This is a genomic window from Anaerotruncus sp. 1XD42-93, assembly GCF_009917605.1.
Lineage (GTDB): Bacteria > Bacillota > Clostridia > Oscillospirales > Ruminococcaceae > Anaerotruncus.
In genome coordinates, this window is sequence record NZ_QZEG01000013.1 from 21,785 (window position 1) to 41,626 (window position 19,842).

Sequence of the window (19,842 nt, forward strand, 5' to 3'; positions counted from 1 at the left end):
GGTTTATCATAGGGAACGGCTGGGTTCGGCGCCGCGATGCGGCGTGTGCAGTCAGAATGTCGTATCTACAATTTTATCTTTCAGACAGGAGATCATTCGATGAGCAATTCATTTCAGCGAGAACAGCTCTGTGACGGAGTGCACTTCAGCAGTGTCACAGATCCCAAATTCAAGCACAACCGCATAACAGCCAATCTGGTGATCCCGCTCGACCGCGAGACGGTGACCGACAACGCAGTAGTTCCGTTCCTCCTGCGCAAGGGGTGCAGAAGCTGCCCGGATTTTACCAGGCTCAACCGGAAACTCTACGAGCTGTATGGCGCGTCGCTCGCCTGTGATGTGACAAAATATGGCGGCTGCCAGTCGCTTGATCTGTCGATCTATGGGGTTGACGACCGGTTCACCCTCGGCGGGGAGGAGATGGTCCGTCCCTGCGCGCAGCTTTTGACCGACATCCTGCTCGATCCAGCCTTTGCAGACGGTGTGTTCCCGGAAAAGGATGTGGAACTCGAGCGGCAGCAGATCATTGACGTGCTCGAAAGCCAGATCAACGACAAGCGGTTCTATGCGATGAGCCGGTGCCAGTCGATCATGTGCGAAGGGGAAAAGATCGCGATCGAAAAGTATGGCTATATCGAGGACGCGCACAAAATTACCCCGGCTTCGGCAGCAGATGCCTACCGCCGGATTCTTCGCAGCGCCCAGATCGAACTGCTCTTTGTCGGCTGCGGAAATCCCGCGACCGCGAAGGAAATTTTCCGGCAGGCGTTCTCATCTGTGGAGCGCGCACCGGTCCCGGTGGAACCGGTCCACACCCGCCCCAGAGCCGAGCAGGTCAACGAGGTGACCGAACAGCTGGATGTCGCGCAGTCAAAACTGGTGCTGGGCTTCCGCACCGGCGGCATCGGCGGTGACCTCAAAAAGCTTGCTGCCATGCGGGTCATGGTTGCGCTCTATGGCGGGACCCCCAATTCCCGCCTGTTCCTCCATGTGCGGGAGAAGCAGAGCCTCTGCTACTACTGCTCCGCCCGTCTGAACCGGCTCACCGGGCTGATGTTCGTGGACAGCGGGGTGGAGAAGGCCAACAAACAGAAGGCGTACGACGAGATCATGAACCAGTTCCGGGTGATGCAGAGGGGCGAATTTACCGATGATGAGATCACCGCGACCAAGCTGCTGATGCAGACTTCGTTGAACGCGGTGGGGGATTCGCTCGGCGCAATCGACGACTGGTATATGACCCAGATCATGATGGGCAGGGTCTGTTCGCCCGAGGAGGAAAGCGCGATGATCGAGGCGGTAACCCGCGAAGAGATTGTCGAGGCGGCCGGCCAGGTCACGTTGGATACCGTTTATTTTCTCACCGGAAAGGAGGCGGAGTAAATGGAAAAGACCATCATCCGCTCGGAACGTCTGGGGATCGAGGTCTGCCGGATCAAACACGACTCGGGGCTGACCATGCTGCTCTGCCCCATGGAAGGGTTCTCGACCGCCTACGCGGCGTTTACGACCAAGCTCGGCTCGGTGGACACCCGGTTTAAAACCCAGGATGACGCGGATTTTGTGGATGTTCCGGAGGGGGTAGCCCATTTCCTCGAGCATAAGATGTTCGAAAATGAGGAAGGGGACGCATTTGCCCGGTATGCAAAAACCGGCGCTTCGGCAAACGCGTTCACCTCGTTCGACCGCACGAGCTATCTGTTTGCCTGCACCGACCGGTTTTCGGAATCGCTCGAAATCCTGCTGGATTTTGTCCGCCGGCCCTATTTTACCGAAGCGTCGGTGCAGAAGGAGCAGGGAATTATCGGACAGGAAATCCGGATGTACGATGACAGCGGGGACTGGCGGGTGATGTTCAACCTGCTCGGCGCGCTCTATCACAACCATCCGGTGCGCATCGACATTGCGGGCACCGTTGAGTCGATCGCGCAGATCGACCACGAACTGCTATACCGCTGCCACCGCACCTTCTATCATCTCAATAACATGGTGCTTTGCGTGGCGGGCAACTTTACGGTTGAGCAGGTGCTGGAGGTCGCCGGACGGGTGCTGAAACCGGACGCCAAGCCGGTGGAGATCGAGCGCGGCAGGGTCGATGAGCCGGATTCGATCTGTCAGCCGCTGGTCGAACAGAAACTTTCGGTCGCAACGCCGCTCTTCCACTTCGGATTCAAAGGGGTTTCCAGCGGTGAAGCGGGCAACCTGAAAAATCAGATTCTGGACGAGATGCTCTGTGACCTGATCGCAGGGGAGGCTTCCCCGCTCTACCGCAGGCTGTATGATGCGGGGATCATCAACGCGACGTTCGGTACCGAGGTGATGGCAGGACGCGATTATATGTGCGCGATCTTCTCGGGTGAATCGCGTGAGCCGGAAAAGGCGGCGGAGCAGATCAGGGAAGAGGTCGCGGCGCTCAGGCGGGACGGGATCGACCGGGAGCAGTTCGAGCTGATCCGGCGGGCGACCTATGGGCGGTATATCGGCCTGTACAGCCGCACCGAGCCGGTCGCGGGGCTGATGTGCGCCGCCCACTTCGCGGGGATCGACGACATCTTCTCGCTGCTTGACGTCATCGCCAACGCAACCCTTGAACAGATGGAAGAGCGGCTGCGGGTCGCGTTCGATCCGGAGAAATCCGCACTTTCGATCGTCCGGCCGCAGGACAGCGAGACAGGGGGAACGGTGGAATGAGTATGGAAAGGCATACGGTCGCTTTCCCCGGGCTTGGGATTGAGCCGTTCCAGCTCGACCGGGTGGCGTTCACCATCCCCGGGATCGACTGGCCGGTCTACTGGTACGGTATCCTTTTTGCATTGGCGTTCCTGCTCGCAATCCTGTATATTTCCAAACGCGCGCCTGTCTTCGGTCTGGACCCGGATCGGGCGCTTGACGTGGTGCTCGGCGGCGCGCTGGGCGGGATTATCGGTGCGCGGGCCTATTTCGTAATCTTTTCGTGGGATCAGTACAAGGACAATCTGGCCAATATTTTTAAAATCTGGGAAGGCGGAATCGCGATCTATGGGAGCGTGATCGGCGGGTTCCTCGCCGGGTATCTGACCTGCCGGATTCGCAAAGTGAAGTTTCTGCCCATGGCAGACCTCGCGGTTGGCGGACTGATTCTCGGGCAGGCAATCGGGCGCTGGGGCAACTTCGTCAATATCGAGGCGTTTGGAAGCGTCACCGGCGGCGCGTGGCGGATGTGCTCCCCCGCAGCAGCGGATTTCCTGCTTCGCACAGGGCAGATCGACCAGACGGTTGCCGACCAGATCACGGCCGGGACGCTCGGTGTACATCCAACCTTTTTCTATGAATCGGTCTGGTGCCTGACCGGGTTCCTGCTGATCGTCTGGATGACCGGCCGCCGCCGGTTTGACGGTCAGCTCACCCTCTTCTATGCAGGCTGGTACGGGCTTGGCCGGTCGGTGATCGAAGGGCTGCGCACCGACAGCCTGATGTGGGGAAGCGTACGGGTTTCGCAGGCGCTCGCAGTGGTGCTGGTGATCGCATCGGCCGTGGCAGTATTTGTGGTTTGCCGGAAGATCAAAAGCGCGGACGGCCCGGACCGCTGGAAACTTTATGTGGATACCGAAGAAGGACAGGCCATCCTGCGCGGGGAATTCTATTCCAGGCCGCAGGAAGGGCCGGTCGCGGCAGAGGAAGAGGAGCCGGCGCAAACAGAACAGCCGGACAGCGGGATGCCGGCAGGGCAGGACGCTGCCCCAAAGGAGGAGGAAGAGCAGGATGAACGCAAAACTGATTGACGGGAAAGCGGTAAGCGCTGAACTGCGCGGGCAGATGAAGGCGGAGGTTGCCGCGCTCGCGGAAGAGGGGATCACCCCGGGACTGGCAGTGGTGCTGGTCGGGGAGGACCCGGCCTCGCAGGTCTATGTACGCAACAAGGAAAAAGCGTGTGAAGAGCTGGGGATTTACTCGGAAAAATATCTGCTTCCTGCCCAGACAACACAGGAAGAGCTGCTCGCGCTAGTGGACAAGCTCAACGGAAAGCCGGACATTGACGGTATCCTGGTTCAGCTTCCGCTGCCCGGGCATCTTGATGAAAAGGCTGTGATTGCGGCCATTTCCCCGGAAAAGGATGTGGACGCGTTCCATGCGCAGAATGTCGGGAAAATCATGATTGGCAACTACAAATTCCTGCCCTGCACACCGGCAGGGGTGATGGAACTGCTGCGTGCGGCGCAGGTCGAGGTGAGCGGCAAGGAATGCGTCGTGATCGGGCGCAGCAACATTGTCGGCAAACCGATGGCGATGCTCCTGCTGCACCAGAACGGGACGGTCACTATCTGCCATTCGCGGACCAGAGACCTCGCGGAGGTCACCCGGCGGGCGGACATTCTGGTCGCGGCGGTTGGAAAGGCAAAGTTTGTCACCGCGGATATGGTCAAGCAGGGGGCGACTGTCATCGACGTGGGGATGAATCGCGATGAAAATGGTAAACTCTGCGGGGATGTGGACTTTGACGCAGTCTGCGAGGTTGCAGGCGCGATTACCCCGGTTCCGGGCGGCGTCGGGCCAATGACCATCACCATGCTGATGAAAAATACGATTGCCGCTGCAAAACGCTGATTGGATTTCGTGGTATCTGCGCGGGCCAGGCGCGAGAGGCAATAGGGCCTCGGATACGGCATCGAAAAAAGATTGCGAAAGAGACGTTCTTGTGTCAGAGCCTCTTTCGCAATTCTTTTTTTGTCTTGCAGCTTTTCCGGACAGGCATTATAATGGAAGGGTATCAAAAGAAGATGCGCACTGTGCCGAGCGCCAGCAGCAGCGCGCCGGAAAGACAGCCGGCCGCACGTCTGCTGACGGTACGTCTATGTAGGACACGTCCGGCAGAGGCGCCGAGCGACAGGCAGGCCGCCTGCATCAGTCCGACAGTGACAGGCAGCCTCCATTCTATCCCGGTGCTTCCCAGCGCAAGCCCGATCCCGGCCCCAAGCATATCCATCGACAGGGAAATCCCAAGGAAGGCCGCTTCCATAAGGTCGATGGTTCCGGAATGGTCCAGGTCGCCCTGTTCGGGGTTTCGGATGACCTGGATGGTCATGCCGAGCGCGTGGAAGATATGGGGGCTGGGGGGACTGGGCGGTTTTTCGGGCAGCAGGGAGCGGATGACCGAAAGCGCTCCCAGCAGCAGCAAAATGCTTGCGCCAAGCAGAGATGCCATGCTGTTCGGAATCAAAACGCGCAGCAGGGAGCCCGCGCTGATCGAAAGGGCTGCAAAGGCGGCGGAGAGCAGCGCAACAGCCGCTTTTGCCGGGGCACTGATTTTGACCCCGCGCAGGCCGAGCGCAAGACCGGCGGCAAAGCCGTCGGCACTCAGGGCAAACGCGGTAAAGCATAAGAACAGAAACATTCCAGACACCACCTGTTCAGGATTTCCCGCAAGGGGGCATTGTTCTATCCTATGGACAGTGTTTGGGTTTGGTTCAAAACAGTGGAAGGATGGTTATTGACAATGCAGATTTTTTCCAGAGCTGAAATCCTGCTGCCGCAGGGGGAAGACCTTTCCGGGTGGAGCGTGGTCGCGTGCGACCAGTACACCTCCGAGCCGGACTACTGGGACCGGGTGGAGCAGCGCACACAGGGAATCCCTTCATCATCCCATCTGATTATCCCGGAAGCATACCTGAGCCAGCCCGGGCTGGACGGGCGGATCAGCCGGGTGAATGCGGAGATGCAGAAATACCTTTCGGAAGGGCTGTTCCGCACCCTTCCGGACAGCTACCTCTATCTGGAACGGGAGCTGGCCCCGGGAAAGGTGCGCCATGGGCTGATCGGAAAGATCGACCTCGAAGCGTATGACTATAAGCCGGGCAGCCAGTCGGGGGTGCGGCCGACCGAAGGGACGGTCGAAAGCCGCCTGCCGCCGCGCATCCGGGTGCGGCAGGACGCGCTGCTGGAACTGCCGCATGTTATGGTGCTGATTGACGATCCGGATGGCCTGGTGATCGAGCCGCTTGCGGCACAGGCTGCGCAGATGCAGCAGGTCTACCAGTTCACACTGATGGAAAATGGGGGAGCTGTGCGCGGCTGGTCGCTCGACCGGGCCGGGGCCGACCGGGTGGATCAGGCGCTTGCGCGGCTCGCGGAGCAGGCCGAACAGGCCAACCGGGCGATCGCGCCGGACAAGGCGCCGCTCTATTTTGCCATGGGGGATGGCAACCATTCGCTTGCAACCGCGAAAGCCTGTTATGAGAAGCTCAAGCAGACACTGCCCGAGGAGGAATGGAAAAACCACCCGGCGCGGTATGCGCTGGTAGAGCTGGTCAATCTGCATGATGCAGCACTGGAGTTCGAGCCGATCCACCGGGTGGTGTTTGGCGTGAAGCCGCAGGAACTGCTGGACGAACTGAACCGGTTCTGCGAGGTTTCCGAAACCGGTGAGGGGCAGTCGTTCGAATGGCGGACAGCCGACCGTTCCGGCAGGATCGTTGTGAAGAACCCGCCCTCCCAGCTTGCGGTTGGAACGCTTCAGCTCTTTATCGACCGTTACCTTGCTTCCCACGGCGGCGAGGTGGACTATATCCATGGGGAGGATACCCTCGAAAAACTCTGCCAGAGGGAAGACGCCATCGGGTTCCTGCTCCCTGTCATGGGCAAAGACGAGCTGTTCCGCACCGTCCAGATCGACGGCGCGCTCCCCAGAAAAACCTTTTCGATGGGGCATGCACATGAAAAGCGGTTCTATCTCGAGTGCCGGAAAATCCGATAAGGGCTGTCAGCGCAGGATTCCCCGATGTCTCTCAAATTTTTGAAGGAGTGTGCAGGATGGAACGAAAGAGCGCGATAAAACTGGCGCTGGGCGAAGAACTGCCCGAGCTGGTACTCAAGCACGCGAAGGTGGTCAACGTATTCACCCGGGAGATCGAAGAAGCCGACGTCGCGATTTCGGACGGTATGATCTGCGGTGTGGGCAGCTATTGCGGGAAGAACGAGGTGGAGCTTGGCGGCGCATATCTGGTCCCTGGCTTCATCAACGCTCACTGTCATGTAGAAAGCTCAATGGTCACTCCGCTTGACTACGGCCCGGAAGAACTGCGCTGGGGGGTCACCACGCTGGTTACCGACCCTCACGAGATCGCAAATGTCCTAGGTACAGAGGGCGTCCGGTTTATGCTTCGGGCAGCCGAAGGGAGCGGTGTCAACTACTATGTGCAGGTACCCTCCTGTGTGCCGGCAACCCCGTTCGAGCACGCCGGAGAGGTGCTCACCGCTGAGAAGATGGAACCGCTCAAATCCGACCCGCAGGTGTTGGGGCTGGGCGAGATGATGAACTATCCGGGGGTGGCGGGCTGCGACCCGGAGGTGCTCGCCAAACTGGAACTGTTTGGCGAAAGCGTGATCGACGGGCATGCACCTTCCCTTTCCGGGAAAGGGTTGCAGGCATATGTGGCGGCGGGCATCCATACCGACCATGAGAGCACCACTTACGAAGAGGCGCGGGAAAAGCTGCGCGCAGGCATGGCGGTGCTGGTGCGGGAGGGGAGCGCCTCCAAAAACCTCCGGGACATCCTCACCGGTGTGGTCCGCGACCGTATTGACACGACCTGCCTGGCGTTCTGCACCGACGACAAGCACCTTGCGGATATCCGCCGGGAGGGCACCATCCGCTGGAACATCCGGCTGGCGGTTGAGCTTGGCCTGGACCCGCTCACTGCTATCCAGATGGCGACCATCAATGCCGCGCGGATCTATCGCCTGCCCAGACTGGGAGCCGTTGCGGTTGGTTATCGGGCGGATCTCGTCGTGCTGGACAACCTCACCGACTTCAACGTGCTTTCGGTCTATAAAGATGGAGAACAGAAGGTGCGCAGCGGTAGATTGACGTTTGGATACGCCTGGGGGGCGGCCGGGGATGTGGAAAACGCTGTCAATCTTGCGCCGCTCCCACCGGACGCGTTTGCCCTGCCCGAGCGGGCGGAGCATCCGGTAATCCGGATTGTAAAGGGGCAGATCGTAACGGCTGCATCCACTGTCCCGGCAGATGCAGTGGACGAACAGATCGCTTCGGGCAGACTGCGCAAAATCGCGGTGATCGAGCGCCACCATGCGACCGGTAATATTGGTGTTGGGTTGATCGAGGGGTATGGGTTGACTCACGGAGCGGTTGCGACCACCGTTGCGCATGATTCGCACAACCTGATTGTGGTCGGGGACAACGACGCGGACCTGTTTGCGGCGGTTGAGGAGATCAAACGGATCGCAGGAGGATACACGATTGTGCAGGACGGCCACGTGCTCGGGTCGCTGCCTCTGCCGATCGCCGGACTGATGAGTACAGGACCGGCTGACCGCCTGATTGCCGATCTCGACAGCATGATTGAAAAGGCGCGGCGGGCAGGGGTCGCGGAAGGGATTGACCCATTCATTACCCTGAGTTTCATGGCGCTTCCGGTGATCCCGGAAATCCGGATCACCGATATGGGGGTTTTTGATGTGACCAGGTTCCAGTTCCTATAGTCGGGCGACCGGTAGTCCCCATTTTTTGAAATTCTGTGAAAAAATCGGAAAAGGCATCGGCACATATCAGTGCCGATGCCTTTTTGCCTTGGCGCACTTTCTGAACTGCGTCAGTTTTTTGCGAATTCCTTCGCCACTGGGTGTAGGGAAAACCGGGCTGGGGGAATATTGATCCTGAAACGGCGATACCACCGGCAGAAATGCCGGTGGTATCCAAAGATATTATGATGGCTGGGCTAGCTGGATTCGAACCAGCGAATGCAGCAGTCAAAGTGCTGTGTCTTACCGCTTGACGATAGCCCAAAGAAAAAATCTCCGCTCGGCAGGCGGGCAGAGATTTTTGTGGGGTGGATAGTGGGATTCGAACCCACGGTCTTCAGTGCCACAAACTGACGCGTTAACCAACTACGCTATACCCACCATATTCTGGCGCGCCAGGAGGGACTCGAACCCCCGACCTACTGCTTAGAAGGCAGTTGCTCTATCCAGTTGAGCTACTGGCACAAACTTACGCTTTATGATCTATGGGGTGCGAATATGGAGCGGGTGATGGGAATCGAACCCACGTGTTCAGCTTGGAAGGCTGACATTCTACCATTGAACTACACCCGCACAACCCAAGCGACGCTATTTATTTTAACAAACCTGCCGCAATTTGTCAAGGGCTTATGCATGTTTTTTCCCTGAATATTTGTTCGAATTTTCGCGGCAGAGGATGGGAAAAGATTAACAGGTTATGAATTCTGCGCCATTGCAGGGGAGATTCTTGCAATTTCTGCGCTTTTCCGCTATACTGAATAGGTCAAATTATCGGGGTGGATCAACCAGGGTCTGTCCTGCTTGTGAAAGAGGGGTCCCTATGCTGAAGATTGCGCCATCCATCCTGTCCTGTGACTTTGCAAATCTTGAAGCGGAGGTTTCGGCCATGCGGCGCGCCGGGGCGGACATGATCCATGTTGATGTGATGGATGGACATTTTGTTCCGAATTTGAGCCTTGGGCTTCCCGTGGTCGCTTCCCTTCGCAAAAAGACCGACGTCTTTTTGGATGTGCACCTGATGATTTCCAGCCCGCTTTCCTATGCACAGAAATTTGTGGATGCGGGCGCCAACCTCGTCACCTTTCATGTCGAGAGTGAAAGTGATGTTCAGCAGACCATTGATGCGATCAAGCGGACTGGCAGTCTCTGTGGCCTGTCGGTCAAGCCAGCCACCCCCGCAGAGGTGGTTTTCCCCTATCTTGAACAGATCGACCTGGTGTTGGTGATGACGGTGGAACCCGGATTTGGCGGGCAGAAGTTCCAGCCGGAGCTTTGCCCCAAGATTTGGTCGATCCGCCAGGAGATTGACCGGCGGGGGCTTTCTGTTGACCTCGAGGTGGATGGCGGTATTGATGACCAGACAGTTTCACAGGCGGCACAGGCAGGCGCAAATGTATTTGTGGCAGGCAGTGCACTCTTTTCACAGCCTGATTACCGGGCAGCGGTGGAGAATCTCCGCGCCCATGCCCGGAAGGTTTCCCTATTTTAAAGGAAAAAGGCAATCGCTATCCGAAATAGGAGGAGAGCAGGTCGATGGCATCTTTTTCGATGAGCAGTTCTGCATGTTCGTCCAGCCAGGCTGCCGCGACCGGTCCTTCTCCCCAGCGCGGTCCAAACTCATCCAGAACCGCGAGCGAACGGTTTTCGAGTATGTCGAGGGGGTAGACGGCAAGCCTCCATTCCCCGTTGATCCGGTAAAGCATACTTTTTCGTATCCTGTGGGCATATCGTTGAAATAGCTTCACCGATCCGCCGATCAGGGCATCCACATCGGAAAAGGCGTAGATTACCGGTGATGCGGCATGGCGCCGCACCTTCCATCTGCGGGGAGGCCGATCCTGCGGAGACGAAAAAAGCAGAAGGCATCCTCCGTCTTCCAGCGGCTCAATCCGGACCACTAAACAGTCCTCCGGCTGGAAGCCAACCTCCTTTTCCGCGATCTCGAGCAGGGCGAGCACCATCGCCTGTGTGGCCTGACTGGCGCAGTCTACCATTTCGCAGGAAAAGCCGAGTGCCGTAAGCTCGGGTTCTGAAATGCGGATGCTTAGTCTGCTGTTCCCCAGTCGCTTGATTTCCATACCGTTCCCCCCTCAACCCAGATATATGATTGAATTGACCGGAGGTTTCCTATGGCAGGATTTTTATACCGGGGCATCTTGCTCCAACAGCATAAAGAACCGGCACTCTCGCGGGATCTGCGGGAATTTTTCAATGCGGATACAATCGGCATCCAGATGAACCGCCCGCAGGTGGAGGACCCCAACCGGCTCTCCGCCGATGAAATCTGCGAGATCGCGCGGGAAGCAAAGATCGTGGACGAGCGGGACGGCACCCCTCTGATTGATAAAATCCTGCGGGCGCGGGTCCGCAGGCTGCGCCTGCTGGTGGGTGATGCGATCGACGATGAGCCGTATATTTCCAGCCAGCTCAACCCGCTGCTGAAAAATCAGGAGGTCGCTTTTTGTGGGCTTGCCCTGCTGCAAAAGGCGGTGAATGCGCCACAGGCGTGTTTTGCTGTCTACCGCAATCTGACCGACCTCGAAATCCGGATTCCCAAGACAATCGGTTCCTACAAGGTGCGCCGGATTCATGGGCGTTATCCCGCTGAATATCAGGCGTCCAGGTTCTACGGCTCCGAACGCGGGGTGCTCGAGGTCGGGGTGGGGGCGATCATCCACCTTGCGCGTGCGGTTCTCTTCAACCGTCCGCAGACCACCACGTTTGTCACCGTCGCGGGGGACTGTATCGGCAACCCCACCAACCTGGAGGTTTCGCTGGGGATGACGGTCACTCAGACGCTCGAACGATGCGGCCTGATCGATGATCCGGTGCGGGTGGTTATCGGCGGTTCGATGACTGGTATCAGCGTTATCGACACCGACAAAACCTTGATCAACCCATCCACCCGGGCAATCCTTGCGTTTCGTGCCCGGATCGGGGAGAGCGACTTCAACTGTATCGGTTGCTCCCGGTGCGTGCACGCCTGCCCCGAAGGCCTGAACCCCTTTTTTCTCTACCGCAGCTTCCACCAGCGCCGGTATGAAGAGTTCCGCAAGGCTGACCCGCAGATGTGCATTGGGTGTGGTTCGTGCAGCTATGTTTGTCCCGCAAAGCTCGATCTGACCGGCTCGATCCTGCGGGGACAGGCTGAGATGCGCCGGATGATCGGTTCGATCCGGCTGACCAAAGCGCTCGAGCAGAAGAAAAAGGATGCGGAATATAGGAGCTACTATCAGGACTATCTGCTTTATCAGGAGGGCAAAGCCCAGAAGAAGGACCTGCGCCAGCTGGAAAAGGCGCGGCTATCGAATGAGCGCGCCGTGAAGGCGGAGCTTCAGGAGGCGGAAAAGCAAGCCGCGGCGAATCTGGAAGCTGCTAATAATGCCGCACAGGCGGCGCTGGAGCAGGCGCTGAAGGCTTCGGCCGACCAGTTCAAACTGGCAGAGGAAACGGTACAGGTCACAATCGAGGCGGCCCGGTCGGTTCAGACACAAACCGGCCAGCAGCTGGAGCAGGTCCAGCTGAATGCGCAGCGAGCGCAGGAAGCCGCACAGAAGGCCCGTGAAAGAGCCTTGCAGGCGGATGCAAGGGTTTCCGCACTGGAGATGGAGGTGAAACAGAAGGCCGCAGCCCAACAGGACCTCGAAAAGATGCTGCCTACCATCAAGCAGGCGGTGTCCAGGAGCGAGTCCGACGCCCGACGGGCGCAGGAAGCAAAATCTGCGCTTTCGGGAGATAGTTCCGGGCAGACGCTTCACTCGGCAAAAGCTGCCGCGAAACAGGCTTCCGAAGGGGCCAAGTTTGCAGCGAAAAACCTTTCGGATGCGGAGAAAGCTGCGGAAAAGGCCGCAGCCGAAACCGCTAAGGCAAACGAACGCCTCGCCGCTGCCCGCCTCGACGCGGAACAGCAGCATCGGAACGCACAAGCGCTCCAGGCTGCCGCGCAGGACGCAGTCAAAGCGATCGACGGGGCGGCGGCACAGGTTTCGGGGCAGGAGCGGACGGTCGAATATACTGGACAGGTGTGCGCTGAAAAGCTCCGCGAGGCGCAGCAGGTGCGGGAAAAGGCCGACGCCGACGCGCAGGAGCGGTTCCGGCTCGAGAGTGAATCGGCGAAGGCGGTGTATGACGCCGCAATGAAAGCCGCTGCGGACGCCTGGCAAACCGCATCCGAGGAGATCGCCGCCCAATATCAGGCGACCCGGACCTTTCTTGCGCAGCGGCTCGCACAGGCACAGGCCGACGCCGCAGCTGCCCGCGAGGCGGCAGAACGCGCAGCTGCCGACTGGGGCAGTCCGGACAGACGGCCCGACCATGATCCTGTCAACGTAGGGGAGGAAACCCAATGAAACTGAGCAGACATCCCGCCCCGCACATCCGCCACCAGGAGAATAACCGGACCTTGATGTCCGACGTGCTGATCCTCCTGATGGTGTTGATGGTGCTGGCCTATCTTTTTTATGGATTACGCGCACTTGTTGTCTGCGGCGTATCGGTGCTGACGGCGGTTCTCACCGATGCGGTCTGCACCCTGCTGCGCGGCAGTCGTCTGAACCTGTTTGACCTTTCCCCAGTCGTCACTGGAATGCTGATTGCGCTCTGTATGCCCGCGACAATCAGTTTCAAAATCGTTGCATCAGCGGCATTCTTCGCAATCGCGATCGCCAAGCACCCGTTCGGCGGGCTGGGGAACAACCTGTTCAATCCCGCGGCATCCGGAATCTCGTTCGCCGCGATCTGCTGGCCGCGGCTGGTGTTCATCTACCCGATGCCGTTTTCCCGGATCGGGGTGCTGGGGACGGTCGCCGCAAACGCCACCGACTACTATTATACATACAGTTCGGTCAATGCACAGGGGATTGCGCAGGAAATCAGCCTGCGCCTCTACCAGAACCCGGCCTTTGTACTCAAGGTGGGCGGGGTGCCCACCAATGACCTTACTGAGATGCTTTTGGGAAACTATCCCGGTCCGATGGGTGCAACCAATATCCTGGTCCTGATGACCTGTCTGGTTTACCTGCTGTTCCGACGGACGGTCCGCTGGCAGATGCCGATCCCCTTCCTCGGGACCTGCGCATTGATCGCCCTTCTGTTCCCGCGTACTGGGCAGAGCGGGCTGCGTTCGGTCGAGTTTGAGATGATGTCCGGATTGCTGCTCTTTGGTGCGGTCTTTATGATCAGTGACCCGGTCACCAGCCCCAAGCGCGATTCCGCTTATTTTGTCTATGGCATCTTTGCCGGGAGCATCACAATGGGGTTCCGCTACTTTGGCGGATTTGAGGAGAGTATGCCGTTTGCCGTCCTGCTCGCCAATGCGTTTGTCCCGCTGATCGACCGGTATAACGAACGGCTCCACCGCCTGATAAGGAGGAAACAGCTTGAATCTCGCAAGAATCAGAACCTACAGGAAGCATAGCCGCTGGTCAGACGGGCTTTTTTGGAAAAACCCTGTCCTGATCGGGGGGCTTGCCCTGCCGCTCGCGATCATTGTCAGCCACAATCTCAAAAGCGCGGCTGCAATTTCGATTTTGATGGCCTGCTCGCTGGTCCCCACTGTCCTGTTCGCCTTGCTGATCGGCAGGCGCCTGCCCCAGTGGATCGCTTCGATGCTTTATATGGGGATGGCGCTGGCGCTGGTAGTGGCAAGCGAACCGCTGATCCTGCCAATTGCCCCAGGGATCAATGACACACTTGGCGTCTATCTTCCGATCCTGTCGGTCAATACGGTGCTCTCCACCCTTTGTGCGCGTGCTGCATCCAAACGTGTCCGGCCATTCCTTCTGATGGTGGACGCGGTGGTCTATAGCGCTGGATTCGCCTTGGCCATGGCGTTGATCGCCTGTGTGCGTGAGCTGTTCGGCAGCAATACGATCTGGGGGATCGCGGTCAAATTCCCGATCCGGACCCGCGGGATGCAGATTGCCTTCGCGGGCTTCATCCTTGTGGCACTGTTTGGTGCACTCTTCCGGTCCCTGCATCGGGTTGTGATTGCCCTGCTTTGCCGCCGCCCCAGACGTCAGGCGGAGGCTGCAGGCCAGCCTTCTGGGAGGTAGTTTATGAATCTGCTGAATGATTTTCTGTTGATCATCCTGAGTGCGATCGTCCTGCAAAATGCGATCTTTACTCGTGGGTTTGGTGCGAGCAAGGGCAGCCTGATGCGCACTTCTTCCCAAAAAATCCTGCAGTTTGGTTGTACGCTCACTGTCGTTGCAACCCTCTCTTCGCTCCTTGCGTGGCCGGTGCAGCTCGTTTTGCGGGACCGGCTGGAGGCGGGTGTTCAGCTGGCTGCCCGATATGCCGCAACCCTCGCCAGCATCTGCATTGTTTATACCGCGGTCTGGCTATTGACCAAATATATTTTTCCTGGCGTCCATTATGACATCCGCGATATGCTCTCGAGCGCGTCCTTCAATTCGGCAACACTTGGGTCTCTGCTGATCGCGTTTTCGGGCAGCTATGGACTGGTGCAGACAGTCGGCTTTGCGCTTGGCTCAGGGATCGGCTATACTTTAGCGATCCTGTTGCTCTGTGAGGGCCGGCGCCGGATCGCCCTTTCGGATGTCCCGCGGGCGTTTCGGGGGATGCCGGTCATGCTGCTCTATGCGGGTATCCTTTCTCTCGCCATCTATGGCCTGATCGGGCACCAGCTCCCCACCTGATTAACTTTTCCTCGGAGGTACCTCAAATGCCAAAGGCAGTCAAGGTAAAGCGCTATAAAAATATCTATAAGCGCCGCACCCCCCTTTCGATCCTGCTTCGGGTCGTTTGCATCGTGGTGGTGGTCGGTCTGCTCGGGTTCATCGGCTGGAGCGCCTATGAGCCGGTTCGGGCCTATCTCGACAGCATCGCCTTTGAATGGAAAAACAATCCTACGCCATCCCTCCCGGAAATCCCGGATATTTCTGCGTCTCCCGAGCCGGAAGCACCCGCTCCGGAATCGCTGCCAGAGCTGCCGCCGGAACCGGCGGTATCCGCATCTGATCCTGCGCCGGCAGAATCAGAACCGGCAGCGCCGGAGGGTTCAGAAATTCCATCCGGAACACAGCTTCGAGGCGCTTACCTGCCGGTTTCAGATCTGCTTGACCCGAATCTGCTCGCTGCGCGGCTTTCCGATTTTCAGGAGGCCGGGTATACGGCGGTACTGGTCGACCTCAAGGATGCCAACGGCAGTTTGCTTTACCGCTCGAAGCGGGGACGCATCCCGCTTGAGGAAGGGGTCACCCCTTATGATCTGTCTGCGGCCTGTGAACAGATCCGCGCTGCGGGGATGCTCCCGATTGGACGGATGCACACCTTCCGCGACTACACTGCGGCGCTTTCGGACAATAATATGGCGGTGCAATATCTCGACACAAGGGAGCACTGGCTGGATAACTCCCGGGAGAAGGGCGGCAAACCATGGCTGAACCCCTATTCCGAACAGGCGCGTGCCTATCTGGTTGGACTGGCGGAGGAAGCGGTTTCAATGGGGGTCGAACAGATCCTGCTTGACAGCGTGATGTTCCCGGTTGGCGTTCGGCTGGATGCCGCGACCTATGGGGAAACTGGGGACGTCAGCCGTTCGGAGGTGCTTTCCGCATTTGTCCGGCAGGTTTCCAGTGCAGTGTCTGCTAAAGGCGGAACGGTGAGCCTTATCGTTCGGGCAGCGGATGTATTTTCCAATCCGGACAGCCTCGGCGGTGATCCGCTTGTACTTTCTGACCAGATCACTCTGAACCTTTCCCCGGCGGTTCTCGGAGAAAACTTCTCTGCGGGCGGCTTCACGGTCGAACATCCAATGCAGGACCCGGGGGATACGGTCCAGAGGATGCTTGATGCCTTGTCGGGTCGGCTTCCGGGGCAGTTCACTGCGCTGATTCAGGACCCGAACAACAGCACTGCTATGGTTCAGGCCGTACAGGAAGTATTAAAGGAAAACGGCGTGGAAAGCTATTTGATAGTTCAGGAAAGCCCAAATCCCAACTGACAGGAGGATTCCTCTCATGGCATTTAAAGTCCGGCTTTTTCCCGGTGCGCCCGATTACGAGACGCTGCATGTCGCCAAGCTGACCTGCTTCCCGCTCGAGACGCGCGATTATCGGCCCTATTCGCAGGTGCGCATCTGCTTTGCGGCAGATGCGCTGCATCTCCAGTTTCTGAGCTTCGAGTCAAAGCCGCTTCCCGACAGCCGGATGGAAGCGATCCTACAGTTTTTGGATGCGGGGCCGCCCCTCCGGCTCTCGCTTCAGGCGGATGGGGCTTCCATGGCTTCTGCGGGAGATGGTTCGGAACCGTTGGATGGGGTTTTGGTGCATACGTTTGAGGGGGAAGATCTACAAGGCGTATATTGGGGAGGGAATATCATTGTTTCTTCCCATATATTAGGACGTTGCGCCAGTGGGTTTTCTGCCCTGCCGGGTGTCACCTTCCGGGGAAATTTTTATAAGACTTGCGAAAATTCCCGGCATCCGCATTATGGGTGCTTTTTTCCGGCGGATTTCTCCCTTTCCCGTGAAGATCCCCGAAATTTCGGGGAATTTGTGGTGATCGATTACTAAGGACCCTTCCGGAAATTCCAAACTATAATAATAGAGACGGAAAAAAACCGCTCAGGCGGGTACCGGAAATCAAAGCTGGTTTTTAAATATCCATTTATTGATTCAACCATTGTAAACCGCTAAGAGCGGTATTGCTCCGGGTTCTATAGCCCATCCACGCAGGATTGTGTTGGTGGGCATGCCCACCACTGTAAAATAACAGGTTATTTTACAGTGGCTTTGTCATGTTTATCATCAGTCAGACAGAATAATAAGGAGGATTTTACATGAATGACGTTCAGTTTGCATGGCAGGAAGAATTCAATATCGGAGTGAGCAGCATCGACCGGGAACACCGGCAGCTTTTAAGGATTATCAACAAACTTTTCGCGCTCCGGAAAGAGGAAAAAGACAACCAGTGGGCCTGTCAGGAAGCAATTAAGTTTTTCAAGACACATGCGATACGGCATTTTGCAGATGAAGAAGAATATATGGAGTCTATTGGCTACGAAGGACTGGAACAGCATAAACGTGTGCACAAAGGATTTCGGGAAAATACGCTTCCGGCGCTTGAACAGGAGCTGAAACGGACAGAGTATTCCCCGGACGCGGTAGATCACTTTTTGGGCGTCTGCGCCGGCTGGCTGATCGGGCATACCCTCACAGAGGACGTTGCCATTGCAGGGGAGGGGATCAGCAAATGGAAAAACCTCTTGCCGGAGGAAGAGGTTGCCGCCATAAAAAAACTGATTATTCAGCTTGTGTTTGATATGTTCCGTCTGGAGTCACAGTTGGTCAGCGATGTATATAGCGGAGAAAAGTTTGGAAGGGGAATCTATTACCGCCTGGTTTATGGAACAGGGCAGCACGAAAAAACGCAGGAGATCCTTCTGGTTTTTGAGGAAAAACTTCTGATCAATACGGTTGGAAAAATTATGGGGATTAAGACCAACAAGCTGGACAGCATGTTGGTCAATGCCAGCAGATATACGGCGAAACAGTTTGCGGGACGTATTATGGAGAGCCTTCCGAGTACAAAATCGTATGAGCTGAAAAAGGAGCATCTTCTTTCTTATGAGCAGTTCCGTAAGGTGTTCGAGACGGAAAAACCGCATATCAGCCTGCTGTTTAACACTGGGGGAGCCGGCTATTTTTCCTATTGCGTTATCGCGCCCCATCTGCTGCAAGATGGGATTGGGACCCCTCTCGAAAACGAAAATACGCTGGATGAAGTCAAAAAATATCTGGAAAAGCGGGAGGAGCAGGAGATACAGAATCAGAAGCCGAAGATACTCGTGGTAGATGATTCCATAACTGTGCGGCATGGCATGAAGCAGCTTCTGGATGCGGATTATGAGGTCGCGCTGGCCGAATCCGGTGTGGCCGCGATTCGCACCGTTACCTTGAACCGTCCGGATTTGATCTTGCTGGACTACGAAATGCCGATCTGCGATGGCAGCCAGGTATTGGAGATGCTCCGCGCGGAAAAGGAATTTGCAGACATTCCGGTGATTTTCCTGACCGGCAGGAGGGATCGGGAGAGTATGATCAAGGTCATGCCTCTGAAACCGTCTGGCTATCTGCTGAAACATTCGAAACCTGCGGATATTAAAAAGTCAATCGACGCTTTCTTTGAAAAGAAAAAAGCCTGACGGCCTGCTATGGACGCGAATCGGGAAGGTATAAAAAGATTGGATAGAGAACGGCAGAGCCGGACGGATTTCCGTCCGGCTCTGTTATTCTTCCCCAAAATGCACAGCATATAGCTTTTCCCGCACCATTTTGGAAATCTCTGAATAGGTTTGGTTGAATTGGCAGAATGAATCCTCCCCACGGCTGCATTTAAACCCTTCCACGCCAACGCACCGGCTGATCGTGATAGGCCCTTCTACGACCTCGATCACCTCGCCGAGAGAGATTTCCCCAGCGGGCCGGGCCAGCTCGTAGCCGCCCTGCGTGCCTTTATACGACCGGACAATTCCCTCTGCCACTAACTTGCGCAGGATTTTCAGGGAAAACCGCAGCGTCACCCCTGTTGCCCCCGAAAGCGACTTGGCGTCCATTCGGACTTTATGTTTGGCCAAACAGTTGACAATGCGTACTGCATAGTCGGCTTCCAGCGTGATATGCATGGTAAGTCCCCTTTCAGGAAACGAAAGTATACTAATTGAATATACTTAAGAGTATACGACAATCTGTCTAACTTGTCAAGGTTCCTTTTGGTTGTTTTTTGCACCTGGGGACTGAAATTCTATCCATCTCTGTTTTTCTCCAGAAGAACGAAATGCCTTGATTTTGTATGGCAGTGTATCTGGCCATCAATCCACAGCCTGAAAATCAAAAGCGCCTGCGGCAGGGAATAACTGCCGCAGGCGCTTTATAGGTGGATATGGGCTTTTATCAGGTATCACTTTTTCCGTAGCTGCAAAGCTCTACCAGATTTCCGTCCGGGTCGCGCAGGTAGAACGACATTGCCGGGCCTTTGGCTCCGGTACGCGCCATGATACGCGGTTCGGCAACTTCCAGTCCCTGTCCTTCGAGATAGGATTTGAGCTTGTGCAGGTCGCCATCCAGTTCGAAGCAAAGCTCCAAACTGCCCGGCTGGACGTGCTTCACTTCTGGTTCGAGCGCGACCCCTTTCACATGGAGATTGACCTTGAAATCACCAAGTTTCATCTCCCAGTGTCCCATTGCATTGACCGCTTCAAATCCGAGCATTTTGTAAAATTTGATGCTTTCCTCCAGATGTTCGGTTGTGATGACCACATGGTCCACCTTTTTGATTCGCATGAATGTCTGCTCCTTTCTC

At 57.0% G+C, this 19,842-nt stretch carries 18 protein-coding genes and 4 tRNA genes; 14 read left to right on the plus strand and 8 right to left on the minus strand.

From position 1 onward, the window contains the following. Positions 1–99: 99 nt before the first annotated feature. From D5269_RS07135 to folD, 4 genes are read left to right on the plus strand one after another with little or no spacing between them, the layout of a single operon-like run. Positions 100–1,383 carry an insulinase family protein gene (locus D5269_RS07135; RefSeq protein ID WP_158604851.1) on the plus strand — a complete coding sequence of 428 codons (1,284 nt, stop codon included), beginning with the start codon at positions 100–102 and terminating at the stop codon, positions 1,381–1,383. Beyond that, on the plus strand, positions 1,384–2,691 hold the full coding sequence (locus D5269_RS07140; protein WP_120483725.1) for a pitrilysin family protein: 1,308 nt from the start codon (positions 1,384–1,386) through the stop codon (positions 2,689–2,691). Continuing rightward, positions 2,688–3,761: a prolipoprotein diacylglyceryl transferase gene (gene lgt / locus D5269_RS07145; protein WP_120483726.1), complete on the plus strand. Its 1,074-nt coding sequence runs from the start codon at positions 2,688–2,690 to the stop codon at positions 3,759–3,761. Before D5269_RS07140 ends, lgt begins: the two co-directional genes overlap by 4 nt. Continuing rightward, on the plus strand, positions 3,742–4,584 hold the full coding sequence (folD, locus tag D5269_RS07150; protein ID WP_016315231.1) for a bifunctional methylenetetrahydrofolate dehydrogenase/methenyltetrahydrofolate cyclohydrolase FolD: 843 nt from the start codon (positions 3,742–3,744) through the stop codon (positions 4,582–4,584). The genes lgt and folD overlap by 20 nt, the downstream gene beginning before the upstream one ends. Positions 4,585–4,747: 163 nt before the next feature. Here folD and D5269_RS07155 read toward each other — a convergent pair whose 3' ends face one another. After that, positions 4,748–5,371, minus strand: coding sequence for a manganese efflux pump (locus D5269_RS07155; RefSeq protein WP_120483727.1), 624 nt, complete (start codon positions 5,369–5,371; stop codon positions 4,748–4,750). 102 nt (positions 5,372–5,473) lie between these two features. On the opposite strand from D5269_RS07155, the gene D5269_RS07160 reads away from it, so the two are divergent. Together D5269_RS07160 and ade are read left to right on the plus strand one after the other, a co-directional pair. Next, positions 5,474–6,730: a DUF1015 domain-containing protein gene (locus D5269_RS07160; protein ID WP_120483728.1), complete on the plus strand. Its 1,257-nt coding sequence runs from the start codon at positions 5,474–5,476 to the stop codon at positions 6,728–6,730. A gap of 56 nt (positions 6,731–6,786) precedes the next feature. Beyond that, the gene (gene ade / locus D5269_RS07165) at positions 6,787–8,478 is read left to right on the plus strand and encodes an adenine deaminase (RefSeq protein ID WP_120483729.1); all 1,692 of its coding nucleotides are present in this window, start codon (positions 6,787–6,789) and stop codon (positions 8,476–8,478) included. 228 nt (positions 8,479–8,706) lie between these two features. Here the strand turns inward: ade and D5269_RS07170 are convergent. The 4 genes from D5269_RS07170 to D5269_RS07185 all read right to left on the minus strand — a co-directional run bounded on the left by D5269_RS07170 (position 8,707) and on the right by D5269_RS07185 (position 9,090). Beyond that, a tRNA-Gln gene (locus D5269_RS07170) sits at positions 8,707–8,781 on the minus strand. 40 nt (positions 8,782–8,821) lie between these two features. Beyond that, positions 8,822–8,898, minus strand: a tRNA-His gene (locus tag D5269_RS07175). Between the two features lie 7 nt (positions 8,899–8,905). Continuing rightward, positions 8,906–8,982: transfer RNA gene (locus D5269_RS07180), tRNA-Arg, on the minus strand. 34 nt (positions 8,983–9,016) lie between these two features. Continuing rightward, positions 9,017–9,090 (minus strand) — tRNA-Gly (locus D5269_RS07185). A 247-nt stretch (positions 9,091–9,337) separates the two neighbouring features. On the opposite strand from D5269_RS07185, the gene rpe reads away from it, so the two are divergent. Further along, complete coding sequence (gene rpe, locus D5269_RS07190) at positions 9,338–10,006, plus strand: ribulose-phosphate 3-epimerase (RefSeq protein WP_120483730.1); 669 nt, start codon at positions 9,338–9,340, stop codon at positions 10,004–10,006. Positions 10,007–10,022: 16 nt separating this feature from the next. Here rpe and D5269_RS07195 read toward each other — a convergent pair whose 3' ends face one another. Continuing rightward, positions 10,023–10,595, minus strand: coding sequence for an adaptor protein MecA (locus D5269_RS07195; protein WP_120483731.1), 573 nt, complete (start codon positions 10,593–10,595; stop codon positions 10,023–10,025). A 51-nt stretch (positions 10,596–10,646) separates the two neighbouring features. Here D5269_RS07195 and D5269_RS07200 point away from each other — a divergent pair, with 51 nt between their 5' ends. From D5269_RS07200 to D5269_RS07230, 7 genes are all read left to right on the plus strand, one after another. Further along, a complete protein-coding gene (locus D5269_RS07200) occupies positions 10,647–12,866 on the plus strand; it encodes a 4Fe-4S dicluster domain-containing protein (protein WP_120483732.1) in 2,220 nt (739 codons plus the stop codon). Further along, positions 12,863–13,933: an RnfABCDGE type electron transport complex subunit D gene (locus tag D5269_RS07205; RefSeq protein WP_120483733.1), complete on the plus strand. Its 1,071-nt coding sequence runs from the start codon at positions 12,863–12,865 to the stop codon at positions 13,931–13,933. Before D5269_RS07200 ends, D5269_RS07205 begins: the two co-directional genes overlap by 4 nt. After that, positions 13,896–14,570, plus strand: a complete 675-nt coding sequence (locus D5269_RS07210) for an Rnf-Nqr domain containing protein (RefSeq protein ID WP_016315239.1) — start codon at positions 13,896–13,898, stop codon at positions 14,568–14,570. Before D5269_RS07205 ends, D5269_RS07210 begins: the two co-directional genes overlap by 38 nt. A 3-nt stretch (positions 14,571–14,573) precedes the next feature. Next, positions 14,574–15,176 (plus strand): Rnf-Nqr domain containing protein, encoded by a 603-nt coding sequence (locus D5269_RS07215; protein WP_120483734.1) that lies wholly within the window; start codon positions 14,574–14,576, stop codon positions 15,174–15,176. A gap of 26 nt (positions 15,177–15,202) precedes the next feature. Beyond that, positions 15,203–16,483 carry a putative glycoside hydrolase gene (locus D5269_RS07220; protein ID WP_120483735.1) on the plus strand — a complete coding sequence of 427 codons (1,281 nt, stop codon included), beginning with the start codon at positions 15,203–15,205 and terminating at the stop codon, positions 16,481–16,483. Positions 16,484–16,499: 16 nt separating this feature from the next. Continuing rightward, entirely contained in the window at positions 16,500–17,054 is a 555-nt protein-coding gene (locus D5269_RS07225) for a hypothetical protein (RefSeq protein WP_120483736.1), read from the plus strand. A gap of 266 nt (positions 17,055–17,320) precedes the next feature. Next, a complete protein-coding gene (locus tag D5269_RS07230) occupies positions 17,321–18,685 on the plus strand; it encodes a hemerythrin domain-containing protein (protein ID WP_120483737.1) in 1,365 nt (454 codons plus the stop codon). A gap of 84 nt (positions 18,686–18,769) precedes the next feature. Here the strand turns inward: D5269_RS07230 and D5269_RS07235 are convergent, their stop codons facing one another. Together D5269_RS07235 and D5269_RS07240 are read right to left on the minus strand one after the other, a co-directional pair. Next, positions 18,770–19,165, minus strand: coding sequence for an Rrf2 family transcriptional regulator (locus D5269_RS07235; RefSeq protein WP_016315244.1), 396 nt, complete (start codon positions 19,163–19,165; stop codon positions 18,770–18,772). A gap of 268 nt (positions 19,166–19,433) precedes the next feature. Continuing rightward, positions 19,434–19,823: a VOC family protein gene (locus tag D5269_RS07240; RefSeq protein ID WP_016315245.1), complete on the minus strand. Its 390-nt coding sequence runs from the start codon at positions 19,821–19,823 to the stop codon at positions 19,434–19,436. Between the last annotated feature and the right edge of the window lie 19 nt (positions 19,824–19,842).

Coding starts and splice junctions, on each gene's coding strand:
- D5269_RS07135 (WP_158604851.1), top strand. CDS start 100: ATGAGCAATTCATTTCAGCGAGAACAGCTCTGTGACGGAGTGCACTTC.
- D5269_RS07230 (WP_120483737.1), top strand. CDS start 17,321: ATGAATGACGTTCAGTTTGCATGGCAGGAAGAATTCAATATCGGAGTG.
- D5269_RS07235 (WP_016315244.1), bottom strand. CDS start 19,165: ATGCATATCACGCTGGAAGCCGACTATGCAGTACGCATTGTCAACTGT.
- D5269_RS07140 (WP_120483725.1), top strand. CDS start 1,384: ATGGAAAAGACCATCATCCGCTCGGAACGTCTGGGGATCGAGGTCTGC.
- D5269_RS07220 (WP_120483735.1), top strand. CDS start 15,203: ATGCCAAAGGCAGTCAAGGTAAAGCGCTATAAAAATATCTATAAGCGC.
- D5269_RS07195 (WP_120483731.1), bottom strand. CDS start 10,595: ATGGAAATCAAGCGACTGGGGAACAGCAGACTAAGCATCCGCATTTCA.
- lgt (WP_120483726.1), top strand. CDS start 2,688: ATGAGTATGGAAAGGCATACGGTCGCTTTCCCCGGGCTTGGGATTGAG.
- ade (WP_120483729.1), top strand. CDS start 6,787: ATGGAACGAAAGAGCGCGATAAAACTGGCGCTGGGCGAAGAACTGCCC.
- D5269_RS07205 (WP_120483733.1), top strand. CDS start 12,863: ATGAAACTGAGCAGACATCCCGCCCCGCACATCCGCCACCAGGAGAAT.
- D5269_RS07155 (WP_120483727.1), bottom strand. CDS start 5,371: ATGTTTCTGTTCTTATGCTTTACCGCGTTTGCCCTGAGTGCCGACGGC.
- D5269_RS07200 (WP_120483732.1), top strand. CDS start 10,647: ATGGCAGGATTTTTATACCGGGGCATCTTGCTCCAACAGCATAAAGAA.
- rpe (WP_120483730.1), top strand. CDS start 9,338: ATGCTGAAGATTGCGCCATCCATCCTGTCCTGTGACTTTGCAAATCTT.
- D5269_RS07160 (WP_120483728.1), top strand. CDS start 5,474: ATGCAGATTTTTTCCAGAGCTGAAATCCTGCTGCCGCAGGGGGAAGAC.
- D5269_RS07215 (WP_120483734.1), top strand. CDS start 14,574: ATGAATCTGCTGAATGATTTTCTGTTGATCATCCTGAGTGCGATCGTC.
- folD (WP_016315231.1), top strand. CDS start 3,742: ATGAACGCAAAACTGATTGACGGGAAAGCGGTAAGCGCTGAACTGCGC.
- D5269_RS07225 (WP_120483736.1), top strand. CDS start 16,500: ATGGCATTTAAAGTCCGGCTTTTTCCCGGTGCGCCCGATTACGAGACG.
- D5269_RS07240 (WP_016315245.1), bottom strand. CDS start 19,823: ATGCGAATCAAAAAGGTGGACCATGTGGTCATCACAACCGAACATCTG.